Here is a 13827-nt window from a genome sequence, read left to right as displayed (position 1 = left end):
AAGCAGGGAGCAGGGAAGTGGGAAGTGGGAAGTGGGGGATTGGGGAAGTGGGGGATTGGGGAAGTGGGGGATTGGGGAAGTGGGGGATTGGGGAAGTGGGGAAGTGGGGGATTGGGGAAGTGGGGAAGTGGGGAGCTTTTTTGCTGTGATCAGTAAACGGTAAAGAGTAATCAGCGAACTGAAAACTCAACTCTGATCACTGATAACTGATCACTGATCACTGATCACTGAATACTAAACCTGCTGGAAAGGGCTACAAAAAATGCTAGGATTGCCACAGCACAGAGAAAAGTGAAAGAAAGGAATATAACTTTACATGGAAGAGTTTGACAAGTCAATATCCTTTGATGGCAGGGATATTCGACTAAAAATAGGGCTTTTAGCCCCCCAAGCTGGCGGTAGTGTTCTGATCCAATCGGGAGAAACGGCGGTTTTAGTGACAGCAACCACAGCCAAAGCCAGAGAAGGAGTAGATTTCCTGCCCTTGACCGTTGATTACGAAGAAAGATTATACGCCGCCGGGCGCATCCCGGGAGGATTTTTGCGTCGTGAAGGTCGTCCCCCGGAAAAAGCAATTCTGACCGGTCGTTTGATCGATCGCCCCCTGCGTCCCCTATTCCCCAATTGGATGCGGGATGATATCCAAGTAGTCGCTACGACCCTCTCAATGGATGAGGAAGTCCCCCCGGATGTTTTGGCCGTTACTGGGGCTTCCGTGGCGGTTTTGTTGGCAGGTATTCCCTTCCAAGGACCGATGGCAGCGGTGCGCGTCGGTTTGTTGGGGGATGAATTTATCATCAATCCCACCTACAAGGAAATCCATAACGGAGAATTGGATCTAGTGGTGGCCGGTAGTCCCGAAGGGGTGGTGATGATCGAAGCGGGAGCTAATCAGTTACCAGAACGGGATATTATTGAGGCGATCGATTTTGGTTATGAAGCGGTCCGCGACCTGATCACCGCTCAACGGGAATTGATCGATCAGTTGGGTATTCCCCTCGTGACCCGAGAAGCGCCGGCAGTAAACGAAACCGTGCAGAATTTCCTGAGAGAACAAGCTAAAGAGGAAATTAAACAGATTCTCTCTCAGTTTACCCTCAGCAAAACCGAACGGGATGAGAAATTAGAGGCGATCGAAAATCGGATCAAGGAAACTATCACCGCTCTCCCCGACGAAGATACCTTAAAAGCTCCAACCCTGGAAGAACCCAAGTTAATCGGTAATCTCTTTAAGGATCTGACCAAAAAACTGATGCGCGCCCAAATTATTGAGGATGGGGTGCGGGTTGATGGTCGCCAACTGGACGAAGTACGGCCGATTTCTTGCCGGGTAGGAGTTTTACCCCGTCGGGTTCACGGTAGCGGTTTGTTTAATCGCGGTTTAACCCAAGTGCTTTCGATCGCCACTCTTGGCACCCCCGGTGATGCTCAGGATTTGGGCGACGATCTCCATCCCGAAGACGAAAAACGCTATCTTCATCACTACAATTTCCCACCCTTTTCCGTCGGTGAAACCCGTCCCATGCGTTCTCCCGGCCGTCGAGAAATCGGTCACGGTGCTTTAGCGGAAAGGGCGATCGTACCTGTCCTTCCCCCACAGGAGGAATTTCCCTATGTGTTGCGGGTGGTGTCGGAAGTCCTCTCTTCTAATGGTTCCACCTCCATGGGTTCCGTGTGCGGTTCTACCCTGGCGCTGATGGATGCCGGTGTTCCCCTGAAAAAACCCGTTAGCGGTGCGGCCATGGGTTTAATTAAAGAAGGGGAAGAAGTGCGGATTTTGACCGATATCCAGGGTATCGAGGATTTTCTGGGAGATATGGACTTTAAGGTGGCTGGCACTGATTCTGGCATTACCGCTCTCCAGATGGATATGAAAATCCCCGGTTTAAGCATGGAAGTGGTGGCCAAGGCGATCGAACAAGCTTTACCGGCCCGCAAACATATCCTCGAGAAGATGTTAGCGACCCTAGAAAAACCGCGCACGGAATTATCTCCCCACGCACCCCGGTTATTGACGATCAAGATCGATCCGGACCTGATCGGGTTAGTCATCGGGCCAGGTGGTAAGACGGTTAAAGGGATTACTGAACAGACCGGCACGAAAATCGATATCGATGACGATGGTACTGTCACCATTTCCTCCACCGATGGGGAACAGGCCGAAAAAGCTAAACGACTGATTTACAATATGACCCGCAAACTCAATGAGGGTGAGGTTTATCTCGGTCGCGTGACTCGCATTATCCAAATCGGTGCTTTTGTGGAAGTTTTGCCGGGGAAAGAGGGAATGATCCATATTTCCCAATTGGCCGAGGGACGCGTCGGTAAGGTCGAAGATGAAGTGGCCGTCGGGGATGAGGTGTTAGTCAAGGTACGGGAGATCGATAGTAAAGGTCGTCTCAATCTTACCCGTCTCGGTATTCATCCCGATGAGGCCGCCGCTGCCCGTAAGGCTGCTACTGTAGTCTAGGTGAATTTTTTGTTCATGGTTAACTCTCGATCGCTCGATCGAGGGTTTTTTTATCGCTAAAATTGCCTCATACTAAATCCAGTTATTAAAAACTGATTATTTATTCTCCCCTTTGCCTTTTGCCTGTCTGATATGTAAACTATACTCAACGGATTTAGTATAAAAACAGCAATAGAGACGCAAAAACCACGCCTCTATCACGGTATTTTCCCTAGATATTGTTTCTGACTACCAGCTAGACTTGACCACACCGGGTAAAAGACCTTGGTGGGCCCATTCCCGTAAAACGTTGCGGGATAAACCAAAATCGCGATAGTATCCTCTCGGTCTGCCGGTCGTTAAACAACGGTTGCGGTGACGACTGGGGGCGCTATTGCGGGGTAATTCCTGTAATTTTTGGTGAATTGCCAGTTTTTCTTCAAAATCTTCGGCAGTACGGAATTGTTCTTTTAGTTCCGTCCGTTTAGCTTCGTATTTTTGTCTGAGACGAGCGCGTTTTTTCTCGCGTTCTACCATCGATTTTTTTGCCATGGGGTTTCTCGAAAAAGATTTAACCTGTAAAGACAGCATTTCCCATTATAACCTGAATCTCTCCTTGGCCGTTAGACGATAATTCTACCCGCTTCCTAACACCGGTGACAAAAGCAACATTTGTTGATATTAATTCTTAAAGTCCTAGTTGCAAATTTTCTATGTCTGAACCGCCTCAATTTCTCCAACAACGTCTTTTTTATCAAGGTCGCGTCTTTCAATTTGAAGTCTCGAAACTGCGTTTACCTAACGGTGTCGAGGGAGAATGGGAATGTGTCCGTCATCCGGGTGGCGCTTTAGCAGTTCCAATCACCAAGGAAGGTCAATTGGTTTTAGTACGTCAGTATCGATTTAGTTTGCAAGCTCGAATTCTGGAATTTCCCGCCGGAACGATCGATGAAGGAGAAGACCCCGCTACGACGGTAAAACGAGAATTAGAGGAAGAAGCGGGCTATCGGGCGCACAATTGGCAATCTTTGGGTAAATTTGCCCTGGCACCAGGTTATTCCGATGAATACATCTATGCTTTTCTAGCCCAGGATCTGGAAAAATTAAGCTTGCCCCCCGCTCAAGATGTCGATGAAGATCTGGAAGTGGTTTTGATGAGTTTTGAGGAAATGGAATCGGCGATCGCACGGGGAGAATCGATCGATGCTAAAACTATTACTAGCTTCTATCTGGCCCGTTTAGCCGCTATAACTGGACTTCCCCGTTGACAAAAGGCCATAACCTGTGCTGTAGGAGGAATTGAGAGAATTTCTGCTCCCCCGTTACTGGGTATAAATTAAGGAAACCCCCAATCAATCTAACGCATGATTGTTGCAGTTCAGTGGGTCGAGTTATCTTAGCAAAACGATAACTTCCCTCTCTAATCGTACATTCTACTGTGTTCAAGGAAATCGTCCCCAAGTCCTCCAATAAAGTCCGAAAGTAATATATAGGACTTACGCACTGTACAAATTCACCATGATGTGCATGAATGAAAATCGGTCGTTTCAGACTTTTGGCGATTAACTTCCCAACGATAGCGGTCGCTCAAAAGTCATCAAAAAATCACGTTAAAATGCCTGAAACCCATACCTCATATTTGGTCAATCCTGTCAATGCGTAAGTCCTAATATAGTCTAATCCTTCTAGCGGTTTTACTAATTCATTGATTTTCTTTTACGTTGGTTAAAATTCCTCTATCGCTTACCCAGACCACATTCTCAATCCCCCAACCTTTTCTGACTTTCTCAATTTGTCTGGCTAAGGTGGCACTATCGGATGTGTTTCCTTCAAAGACTTCTACCGCTATCGGACAAGCCTTAGCCTAACATAGTAGGCCAAAAACTATCTGAGTTTTCCCTTTCTTTTTATCTCGATTGTAACGCCCCTTGGAGAGCCAGTTTCAAATTGTCGATAATATCATCGGGTAATTTTGAGAGGTTGGCCAGGGTTCTTTTTTTGACTTGATCTCCTTCTCGGTAAGAATCAGGTCGAAGAACGGCGGGGGGGAATTACGGTTAGGAACTTTTTCTATATACATGACTACCATTCTAGCAAATGGAGAGAGTTCTGGTCTATTAAGAAGTATGGTTCTTCGTTACTTGGTATGGTTTGATCGGGTGGCATAAATCGACTAAATCCTTATCTGGCAAGAGACTTAATTGATTAGCTCGTTCTAGATCGAAAACAATTGGCAAAAATCGAAGCAATGTCTTTATATATAAGGGTTTCATCCCTTATAACCCCCCTCCATTGCATAACAAAAACCGAAGAACCAGAAGTATTACAAATTCCATGGGTACATCAAGAGAAGTTAATGGGTGTATCCATTGATGGATAAGGGTTTTCGGCTCTTGTAGTAGATATGTATGGAGGAAGTTCAGAGATACAAGAACTCAGTCGAAGTTTACACAGACTGTGAGTCTCAGCTGCCTCAGAAGGTCACGCATATCACCCAAGCCAAGGGTTCTCGCCTGGACTTGAGCGAAACGGTCTTGAACCATCTACTCCCGTGTCACCTCGTTTTCAGGCTCTTGAAAATATTGCTTTTTTTTCTCAAAGAAAGTAAACTCAAATGTATTGTAAATGTATTTTAGATGAATTATGACTCTATATCTAGTAGAGGATGATCGACAAGAAAGGACAAAAGAAGAGGTGAGCGAGATATTGGAGCGCATTGCCACACTCGCATCAAAATCGCAGGGAGAGTTAATCGAAGCCCTAATCGGTGAAACAGAGGGGCGGTTATTCCTGATTATCAAAGCGATCGATCGCGCCTCCCTCGAACAAGTACTAGAAAACGCTGGGCTAAGTTGGCAACTAATCAAGGAAATGCGCTTGATTGGGCAGGACTTAGCCACTGTGCGAGAGCGCAAAGACAAAGCCAACTATCTAGTACAGTGGAATTTACCTCCGGGGCTAACGATGGAAACTTACCTGCAACGAAAAGCGGAGAAAACCCCCCTTTATGCTCAAGTGCCTGAAGTCAGTTTCGAGCGTACATATATTTGCGAAGACTTGAGTAAATGTCTCTGTTTCTACGATAGTCCCGATGAAGCGGCGGTGAAAAGAGCCAGAGAAGTGGTCGGCGCACCTATAGATAGTTTGACCTCGATTGAAAATATTCACCCCTAGGAGAGAACAATTATGCTCGCTCGAGGCTCCGAAATCAGTTCTTTTCTAGAAGAAAGAGCCACTGACCTCAACAACGGTACAGCTAATCTCAACGTCGGTTTGGCCCTAACCAAGCTAGGAGAATCGGGCTGGTTCGGCTATGCTATACCTGAAAGCTTAGGGGGTCGGGGTGGCTCCTTATTACAGGCAGTAGAGGCGATCTCCTCTGTGTCCCAATGCTGCCTCACCACCGGTTTTGTTTTCTGGTGTCAGCGCGTCTTCATTCAATATCTGGCGGCCAGTAATAACACTTACCTACAAAACAAAATTCTACCGGCTGTTCTCAAGGGAGAGATAGCCGGAGCGACAGGACTCTCTAACGCGATGAAGTACCTCGGCGGTATCGAGGAGCTGCGTTTACAAGCAAAGATCGAGGGAGAAAACGTCACTGTTAATGGCTTCCTGCCCTGGGCCTCTAATCTCGACTCTAAGGGAGAATTTATAGTGGCCGTTGCCGCTCAAACTAGATCTGGACAAACTCTTATCCTCGCCCTTCCCTCCTTCGCAGAGGGGTTAAAACGGGGTGAAGACCTACAATTATTGGGTTTACAAGCTTCCCGCACCAGTACCCTTGAATTCGATCGAGTTCAGTTATCTCACGACTGGATTATCAGCTTGGAAGCAGCAAAATTTTTACCCTCAGTCCGCCCCTGTTTCTTGCTGTTACAATGCGGACTGGCCCTTGGCATTACGCGTAAATCCCTTGGGGAGACGGAGAAAAATTTAGGGGGAAAGGCAGCGGTAGCCAGCGATCGTTATTTCTTCGCCCGGGAGCGTCTGACTCGTCTAGAAAAGACAATCGTGCAATTCAGCACCCTAGAAAGCTTCGATCTCGCACGAACACGCGAACTATTCACCCTCAGAGTGGACATTACCCGGTTAGCGGTGGAATCCGTAGGGTTAGAAGCGGAAATTAAGGGAGGAAAAGGCTATTTCCGTAATAGCGACACGGCGCGACGGCTGCGGGAGGTCGCCTTTTTACCGGTGTTAACTCCGAGCCTGATTCAACTGGAAAGAGAGTTACAACGTCAGTCCTCTAGCGATAAAATTTTCACTGGCGAACTCGATCGAGCGGGGGTGAGGGAATGAGTATCGCCACTGATTACCCCGTCCTCACCCTCAAAAATCTCCATAAACGCTATAAAACCCGCCATGGCTACCGTACCGTTTTTGAGGATATTAACCTACAGGTGCGCTCCGGTGAGGTGGTTTGTTTGCTCGGGGCTAGTGGTTGCGGTAAATCTACCCTCCTTGCTACCGCCGCTGGTTTGCAAAGTGCCGATGGCGGAGAAATACAATTGCACTCACGACCCCTACAAGCCCCAGACATCCGCAGCTCGATCGTCTTTCAATCCCCCGCCCTTTTACCTTGGTTAACCGTTTGGCAAAACGTGGCTTTTGGTTTGAAATTAAAGCGGATGCCCCGCCTCGATCATCAGCAATTACGGGAAAGGGTTCACATCGCCGTTAAAAGCGTCAAACTAGATGGCTTCGAGCGTGCTTATCCTCATCAACTATCCGGCGGTATGGCTCAGAGAGTTTCTCTAGCCCGCGTCCTCGCCCGCCGCCCCTCTCTCCTGCTCCTGGATGAGCCGTTTAGCGCCCTCGACGCGATCACCCGTTTCGAGATGCAAAAACTCCTCCTAGAAGTCATAGCTCTCTATAACAGCACGGTTCTCCTCGTTACCCACGACATCGACGAGGCCCTATTAGTGGCCGATCGAGTTCTTCTCATGGGCCGTCATCCGGTGGGCATCCGCCGAGAATGGACCATCTCGATGCCGAAACCCCGTTTCGAGTCAGCCAAGCTTTTGAGTGATCTACGCCGGTCAATTTTTCAAGAATTAGCCCTTGTCATGACACTGTAAATCCATGAACCTACACCATAATTGTGCTTGTTGCGGCATGAGCCGTCGAGATTTCCTGAAACTTTCGGCACTGTTTACCAGTTCCTTCGGAGCAGCGATCGCCGCCGATAATTGGAATCTCCCTGTTCACGCCAATGCCAACGATCAGCCTGTGAAAATCGGTTATCTACCGATTACGGATGCCGCCCCCCTATTGGTAGCCCACTCGCGAAAACTTTATCAAGCGGAAGGTTTAACTGCCGAACAACCGCGCCTATTCCGCTCTTGGGCGCAGATTGTTGAGGCCTTTCTCGCTCGGCAGGTGAACGTTATTCACGTTCTTTTTCCCACCTCGATCTGGATTCGTTACGGGCGCAATTTCCCCGCTAAAATCGTCGCTTGGAACCATACCAATGGTTCAGCCCTCACCGTCCTTCCCGATATTGAAAATCCCAGGGAATTGGGAGGTAAAACGATCGCGGTTCCTTTCTGGTATTCGATTCATAATTTGGTCTTGCAACAACTCTTACAACGTAACGGGCTGAAAATAGTTCGCAAACCCAAGGACGCGCCGATCGCTTCTAACGAGGTTAATCTAGTGGTTCTCCCGCCCCCGGATATGGTATCAGCCCTCGCCAATAAGAGCATCGGTGGTTATATCGTTGCTGAACCTTTCAACGCGGCGGCGGAAAATCTCAAAACCGGTAGGGTTCTCCGTTTCACCGGCGATGTCTGGAAGAATCACGCCTGTTGCGTTGTCTTTGTTCACGAGGAGGATATTAGGCAACGGAAACAATGGACGCAGAGGGTGGTAAACGCCCTCGTTAAAGCCCAACTCTGGTCCCGGAGCAATCGCTCGGAAGTGGCCCGGATTCTCTCTAAAGATGGTGGAAAATATACGCCTCACCCGCTGCCGGTATTGCAACGGGCGCTTACTTACTATGATCGCAATTTCTATAAAAAAGACGGGGCGATCGAGAATCCAGCTTGGCAGGTCAACCGGATCGATTTCCAGCCCTATCCTTTCCCTTCCTATACGGAGGAACTGGTACGCTTGCTCAAAACCACTCAGGTGGAAGGAAATACGGATTTTCTCCAAAAACTGCAACCCCGACAGGTGGCGCGGGATCTCGTGGATGACTCTTTTGTCCGTAATGCCTTGCAACAGGTGGGCGGACCGAAAGCTTTCGGCTTACCGAATAATCTCTCCCGCATCGAGACGATCAAATTTTAAAGGTCCGAACCTATGAAGTCACAATCTTTGACCTCCCCGCCAAGAGCTTTACTACCCTTATGGGGTATCGGTTTGGGATTATTGCTCTGGTGGCTATTTACCAGTCCTCTATGGCACTCAAACCCGATTTTAAATGATTTTTCCCCTGAGCGATCTTTTGTCGCTTTATTACGTCTTTTTGTTGGGGGGGAGATTATGCCCCATATCCTCACCAGTTGCCGCCGGGTTATTGTGGGCTTGGTTCTCGCTAGTGCCATCGGTGTGCCGTTGGGGGTATTAATCGGGTTGTATCGCTCCCTTGAATCGGCTTTGTCGGCCCTATTTCAATTTCTACGCATGATCTCGCCCCTTTCTTGGATGCCTTTAGCGGTGATGGTTTTGGGAATTGGTGATCTACCTGTGTATTTTTTGCTGACGGTGGCGGCTATCTGGCCGATCCTTCTCAATACGGCTGCTGGGGTTAATGCGGTTGATCGCTCTTGGTTGACTTTAGCCCACAGTCTCTGTGCTACGCGAGGGGAAACGGTTTTCCAGATTATTCTGCCTGCGATCCTCTCCCATCTCCTAACTGGTTTCCGTTTGGCTATAGGTATTATCTGGATCGTTCTTGTACCGGCGGAAATGCTGGGGGTTAGTGCGGGTTTGGGTTATTATATTCTCGATACACGCGATCGACTCGCTTATTCAGAGTTGATGGCGGTGATTCTCGTTATTGGCGCGATTGGTTATCTGCTCGATTGGGGTTTGCGTCTGGCTCATCGCTCTTGGACGCACCAAGATTAGCCTATTGGTTCAACTATTTCCTTAAACCTATTTTAATGATCCTATTCCGTTGACATCCTCCCCGACCTACTGCCTCTTGGATCGGGTTGGTTTGTCCTCGAAAGCGATCGCCAAGCACTCTGCTACGCAGACCGCACCCGATAGACACCGCCCAAAATCTTCTCCCCTTCCTCTGCCCTGAATACCTGGACAGCAAAAATAAATTCGGAACGATTTTGCGCCATTTCAGAGATCAATCCAAATGTTAAGAATTGTACAACCCTCTTGTCATAAGGATTTTTACGTCATGAAACCTTAAATTTGGAATTGCTGATACCTGGAATTCCCCCTTGACAAAAGGCCATAACCTATGCTGTAGGAGGGATTAAGAGAATTTCCGCCAGCCCGTTACTGGGTACAAATCAGGGAAACCCCTAATAAATCTAACGCATGATTGTTGTAGGGAAGTCGGTCGAGTTATCTTAGCAAAACGATAACTTCCCTCTCTAATCGTACATTCTACTGTATTCAAGCAAATTGTCCCCAGGTCTTCCAACAAAGTCCGAAAGTAATATAGTCTAATCCTTCTAGCGGTTTTACTAATTCATTGATTTTCTTTTACGTTGGTTAAAATTCCTCTATCGCTTACCCAGACCACATTCTCAATCCCCCAACCTTTTCTGACTTTCTCAATTTGTCTGGCTAAGGTGGCACTATCGGATGTGTTTCCTTCAAAGACTTCTACCGCTATCGGACAAGCCTTAGCCTAACATAGTAGGCCAAAAACTATCTGAGTTTTCCCTTTCTTTTTATCTCGATTGTAACGCCCCTTTGAGAGCCAGTTTCAAATTGTCGATAATATCATCGGGTAATTTTGAGAGGTTGGCCAGGGTTCTTTTTTTGACTTGATCTCCTTCTCGGTAAGAATCAGGTCGAAGAACGGCGGGGGGGAATTACGGTTAGGAACTTTTTCTATATACATGACTACCATTCTAGCAAATTCGGATTGGGACCCTCAAAAACCTGGCATTATCCTTCTTATAGTACATAAGTTGGTACAAAAAAGAGAGGGCAACAAAGCCTGAAACTCCCGACGACCGGCTACTGACGACCGGCTACTGACTCCTAACCCCACCAACAAACTTTTTGCCGCAAACCCTAACTAGGGCTTGCTGAATAAATCTAAAAACCTTGTTGGATAAGGCTTTTATACTTTTTTTCCCTCAAAAAGTGCCGACCATTGGAGGGAGCGGGGGTAAAATTCAGGTACTTTTTCCCTGAAAATTAGGTAACTGACTACCTCAAAATCGGTAAAACCCTACACCCCACACCCCACACCCCACACCCTGCCCCCACCAACAAACTTTTTCAGCAGACCCTAACTATAGGCTATTTTGGATCAGGTGACGAAACTAGCATTTTCTCCTAATTCAAGCGAAAAAACCCCGCATGACTTCAAGAAATCACCGGGGTTTTTAGGAAGAATAGGGATAGGGAAGGAATTTAACCCTCGGTTTCCTGTCTGGTTTGGATAAACAGAATCAAGAGGAAAACGGTGGGTACTAGGACGAATAGGATACTAGCGATAAAGCCGAGATTATTTACTTGCATGAGTTAACTCCCTCTGTGACAACGGATTTGCATAAAGATTAACTCCTAGAATATCATCCCAGAGAAGCCAAGGCGTTGCCGATTTGAGAGGGGAAGGGGGAAGTGGGGAAGTGGGGAAGTGGGGAAGTGGGAGTGGGGAAGTGGGAGAAAGGTAGTTATCTTTTCACCCCCTTGGCTCGCGCGTCTTTAATTGGTACTTTTGGATCGGTGGCGATGATGTGAAGATCGATATTTTTCTGCCAGATCAGGCGCATGAGTTTTTGGGTGAAAGAACCTTTGATGAAATGCTTCCAGCGCGATTGAAGGCTCTCCCCGATCACGATCTGGGTGATCCGTTCGCGCTCGGCCACCTCGGCGATCGCTGCCGCCACCTGATAGCTTTTAACCCGTAAGAATTTCCCCTCGAATTCCCGACATAAACGTTCGCAGGTTTCGATATGTAAAGCCTCCTCTCTGGTGAGAAAGCGCTCGGGGTTATCAACGAAAATCACGAAAAATTCCGCGTTCATATACCCCGCTATCCGCGCTCCCCGACGTAATAATCGTAAAGAGTTGGGATAGGTGGAAATACAGACTAATACCCGTTCGTGAACGGGACAGGATTGACCGATGAATTTGGTCGAATTACTCGCTTCTTCTTCTACCGTATCGGCCACTTCGCGCAAGGCCAGTTCCCGGAGGGCGATTAAATTACGCCGTTGAAAGAAATTATTTAAAGATTGTTCGATCTTTTCGGGAGCGTAGATTTTTCCCGCTAATAATCTTTCCTCTAGGGTTTCGGCGGTAACATCTACCACGATCACTTCATCAGCTTCCTCCAAAATTCGATCGGGTATTCGCTCCCGCACCACCACCCCGGTGATTCGGGCGACCAGATCGTTTAAACTCTCGATATGCTGGATATTCACTGTCGAGTAAACATCGATTCCCCGGGATAAAATTATCTCCACGTCCTGAAAGCGTTTCTCTCGCTCCGAACTAGGCGCGTTCGTGTGGGCTAATTCATCGATCAGACACAGCTGCGGCGAGCGGGCGATAATCGCTTCCGTATCCATTTCCGAGAGAGTGAATCCCTCTTTCTCTAGGATTTTTCTCGGTACGATTTCCAACCCCCCGGCTTTTTCGGCGGTCTCTTTCCTGCCGTGGGTTTCGAGAAGTCCGATCACCACGTCGGTTCCCTGCTTTCTGAGGCTATGCCCCTCCTCCAGCATTTTGTAAGTTTTCCCGACCCCCGGGGCCATGCCGATAAAAATTTTATGTCTTCCCCGTCGCACGCTCGTCTCCTTTTTGGCAACTTCCCTTGTAGATTAAGATGATTCAATCGTAGCCGGGGGGATTGAATATCATCAATCCTTACCCCCCTCTGATACTAAATCCTGTTTAAAAGGTATAGGGGAGGAGCGGAGGGCCGGAGCGGCGAGAAACAATCCATAACCTGGTTTTTACAGTGGGATTGGAAGTTAATCATATTACTAAAAACGGATTTGCTCTGAGAGTGCTTATTGACTAGAGGTAATACCGCGCTGACGTAATTGGTCGATAAAAAATTCTTCTAGGGAAGCACGAGCTAAATTCAGACTAATCAAGCGAGCATCGATACTAGGCAGGGCAGCCAGAAAAGCAGCGGGTTCTCCCTGTAATTGTCCCTGCCAACAATTATCGCGCCAATGCAAACCGAGTATCCATTGCTGTAGTTGATCCTCCCTACCACCTTGAACAATCACCTGATAGACATCAGCACGACCGAGAATTTGCTCGAGGGAACCAACACAGAGTAATTCTCCCCGGGCCAACAGGGCAATGCGATCGCAAATTTGTTCCACATCGGAGAGAATATGAGAGTTAAAAAAGATGGTTTTCCCCCGTTGTTTGAGGGATTGAATAATTTCCCGCACCTGATAGCGACCGATAGGGTCTAGTCCCGACATCGGTTCATCGAAAAAGACTAATTCAGGATCATTGATTAATGCTTGGGCTATACCGATCCGTTGCATCATTCCCTTAGAATATTGACGCAATTGTTTTTTCTGGGCAGTTTTGCGGTCTAATCCCACTAAATCCAATAATTCAGGAATGCGTTTTTTCTGCACAGAAGAGGGAATTTGAAAAATGCTGGCGATTAATTGCAGGAATTCCCAGCCGGTGAGATAGTCGTAGTAGTAGGCATTTTCGGGAAGATAGCCGATGCGTTGCCTGACCGAGCGATCGCCAATTGGCTGACCGAGAATCAAGGCCCGTCCGGAAGTGGGTCGGACAATCCCCAAAAGGGTTTTTAAGAGCGTGGTTTTGCCGGCCCCGTTCGGGCCTAATAATCCAAAGGTTTCGCCCTCATGGACAATTAAAGTACAGTTTTTCAAGGATTCGATTTTTTTATCTAACCAGAATCCCGTCCGATAAGTTTTTTGTAAGTTTAACGTCTCTAGCACAGTTTGACGGCTGGTATTCGTCATTGTTTTGGAATCATCTGAGACAGAATACATGGGTCGGATATCCCTCTTCCTACACTTTGCTTTTATTATCCCCAAATTGTCACCAGCAATGTCAACGGTATCAAAATAGCACGATTTTGGAACCCAGAAAAATTCCAACTGGTCTTGAGAAGGGGTATCAGTGCAGTTCCGGGCTATTGCCAGCTTTCTTCTCTGGCATTGGTGTGCATTAGCCGCTAAAATCTGTTAGAAAGGTAACTTTGACACTTGAGCAGCAACTGG

The 13827-nt window shown here is 47.6% G+C and carries 12 protein-coding genes and 2 pseudogenes; 8 read left to right on the top strand and 6 right to left on the bottom strand.

What is annotated here, in order from left to right; translation table 11 throughout:
- The first annotated feature begins 17 nt into the window (after positions 1-17).
- Together MAE_RS35920 and MAE_RS23215 are read left to right on the top strand one after the other, a co-directional pair.
- Positions 18-149, top strand: a complete 132-nt coding sequence (locus MAE_RS35920; protein ID WP_269453946.1) for a hypothetical protein — start codon at positions 18-20, stop codon at positions 147-149.
- Positions 150-316: 167 nt separating this feature from the next.
- Positions 317-2470: a polyribonucleotide nucleotidyltransferase gene (locus tag MAE_RS23215; RefSeq protein ID WP_012267692.1), complete on the top strand. Its 2154-nt coding sequence runs from the start codon at positions 317-319 to the stop codon at positions 2468-2470.
- 228 nt (positions 2471-2698) lie between these two features.
- On the opposite strand, the gene rpsN is transcribed toward MAE_RS23215, so the two are convergent.
- Positions 2699-3001 (bottom strand): 30S ribosomal protein S14, encoded by a 303-nt coding sequence (rpsN, locus tag MAE_RS23210; protein WP_002796120.1) that lies wholly within the window; start codon positions 2999-3001, stop codon positions 2699-2701.
- A gap of 161 nt (positions 3002-3162) precedes the next feature.
- Between rpsN and MAE_RS23205 the strand changes: the two genes are divergently transcribed.
- Positions 3163-3717, top strand: a complete 555-nt coding sequence (locus MAE_RS23205) for an NUDIX hydrolase (protein ID WP_002796118.1) — start codon at positions 3163-3165, stop codon at positions 3715-3717.
- A gap of 361 nt (positions 3718-4078) precedes the next feature.
- Here the strand turns inward: MAE_RS23205 and MAE_RS36230 are convergent.
- Positions 4079-4529, bottom strand: a pseudogene (locus MAE_RS36230) (tail length tape measure protein); the annotation flags it as partial.
- 563 nt (positions 4530-5092) lie between these two features.
- Between MAE_RS36230 and MAE_RS23200 the strand changes: the two are divergent.
- The 5 genes from MAE_RS23200 to MAE_RS23180 are packed head-to-tail and all read left to right on the top strand — an operon-like array spanning position 5093 to position 9526.
- A complete protein-coding gene (locus MAE_RS23200; RefSeq protein ID WP_002796116.1) occupies positions 5093-5623 on the top strand; it encodes a DUF4242 domain-containing protein in 531 nt (176 codons plus the stop codon).
- 12 nt (positions 5624-5635) lie between these two features.
- Entirely contained in the window at positions 5636-6751 is a 1116-nt protein-coding gene (locus MAE_RS23195; protein ID WP_012267689.1) for an acyl-CoA dehydrogenase family protein, read from the top strand.
- On the top strand, positions 6748-7530 hold the full coding sequence (locus MAE_RS23190; protein WP_012267688.1) for an ABC transporter ATP-binding protein: 783 nt from the start codon (positions 6748-6750) through the stop codon (positions 7528-7530). Before MAE_RS23195 ends, MAE_RS23190 begins: the two co-directional genes overlap by 4 nt.
- A gap of 4 nt (positions 7531-7534) precedes the next feature.
- Positions 7535-8743: an ABC transporter substrate-binding protein gene (locus tag MAE_RS23185; RefSeq protein ID WP_012267687.1), complete on the top strand. Its 1209-nt coding sequence runs from the start codon at positions 7535-7537 to the stop codon at positions 8741-8743.
- Between the two features lie 12 nt (positions 8744-8755).
- Positions 8756-9526, top strand: a complete 771-nt coding sequence (locus tag MAE_RS23180) for an ABC transporter permease (RefSeq protein ID WP_012267686.1) — start codon at positions 8756-8758, stop codon at positions 9524-9526.
- Between the two features lie 546 nt (positions 9527-10072).
- Here MAE_RS23180 and MAE_RS36225 read toward each other — a convergent pair.
- The 4 genes and pseudogenes from MAE_RS36225 to MAE_RS23170 all read right to left on the bottom strand — a co-directional run.
- Positions 10073-10487 (bottom strand): annotated as a pseudogene (locus tag MAE_RS36225) (tail length tape measure protein); the annotation flags it as partial.
- Positions 10488-11008: 521 nt separating this feature from the next.
- Positions 11009-11116, bottom strand: coding sequence for a photosystem II reaction center protein PsbM (psbM, locus tag MAE_RS30840; protein WP_012267682.1), 108 nt, complete (start codon positions 11114-11116; stop codon positions 11009-11011).
- 155 nt (positions 11117-11271) lie between these two features.
- Entirely contained in the window at positions 11272-12390 is a 1119-nt protein-coding gene (locus tag MAE_RS23175; RefSeq protein ID WP_012267681.1) for a universal stress protein, read from the bottom strand.
- A gap of 225 nt (positions 12391-12615) precedes the next feature.
- On the bottom strand, positions 12616-13596 hold the full coding sequence (locus tag MAE_RS23170) for an ABC transporter ATP-binding protein (protein WP_012267680.1): 981 nt from the start codon (positions 13594-13596) through the stop codon (positions 12616-12618).
- Positions 13597-13827: the final 231 nt, after the last annotated feature.

This window comes from Microcystis aeruginosa NIES-843, assembly GCF_000010625.1.
Taxonomy (GTDB): domain Bacteria; phylum Cyanobacteriota; class Cyanobacteriia; order Cyanobacteriales; family Microcystaceae; genus Microcystis; species Microcystis aeruginosa.
Note: the sequence above shows the minus strand (reverse complement) of the source record. Positions and strands in the feature narration are given on the sequence as shown.

What these genes read in the sequence shown, in the direction of transcription:
- MAE_RS23215 (WP_012267692.1), top strand. Translation starts at nt 317, where the DNA reads ATGGAAGAGTTTGACAAGTCAATATCCTTTGATGGCAGGGATATTCGA.
- rpsN (WP_002796120.1), bottom strand. Translation starts at nt 3,001, where the DNA reads ATGGCAAAAAAATCGATGGTAGAACGCGAGAAAAAACGCGCTCGTCTC.
- MAE_RS23205 (WP_002796118.1), top strand. Translation starts at nt 3,163, where the DNA reads ATGTCTGAACCGCCTCAATTTCTCCAACAACGTCTTTTTTATCAAGGT.
- MAE_RS23200 (WP_002796116.1), top strand. Translation starts at nt 5,093, where the DNA reads ATGACTCTATATCTAGTAGAGGATGATCGACAAGAAAGGACAAAAGAA.
- MAE_RS23195 (WP_012267689.1), top strand. Translation starts at nt 5,636, where the DNA reads ATGCTCGCTCGAGGCTCCGAAATCAGTTCTTTTCTAGAAGAAAGAGCC.
- MAE_RS23190 (WP_012267688.1), top strand. Translation starts at nt 6,748, where the DNA reads ATGAGTATCGCCACTGATTACCCCGTCCTCACCCTCAAAAATCTCCAT.
- MAE_RS23185 (WP_012267687.1), top strand. Translation starts at nt 7,535, where the DNA reads ATGAACCTACACCATAATTGTGCTTGTTGCGGCATGAGCCGTCGAGAT.
- MAE_RS23180 (WP_012267686.1), top strand. Translation starts at nt 8,756, where the DNA reads ATGAAGTCACAATCTTTGACCTCCCCGCCAAGAGCTTTACTACCCTTA.
- psbM (WP_012267682.1), bottom strand. Translation starts at nt 11,116, where the DNA reads ATGCAAGTAAATAATCTCGGCTTTATCGCTAGTATCCTATTCGTCCTA.
- MAE_RS23170 (WP_012267680.1), bottom strand. Translation starts at nt 13,596, where the DNA reads ATGTATTCTGTCTCAGATGATTCCAAAACAATGACGAATACCAGCCGT.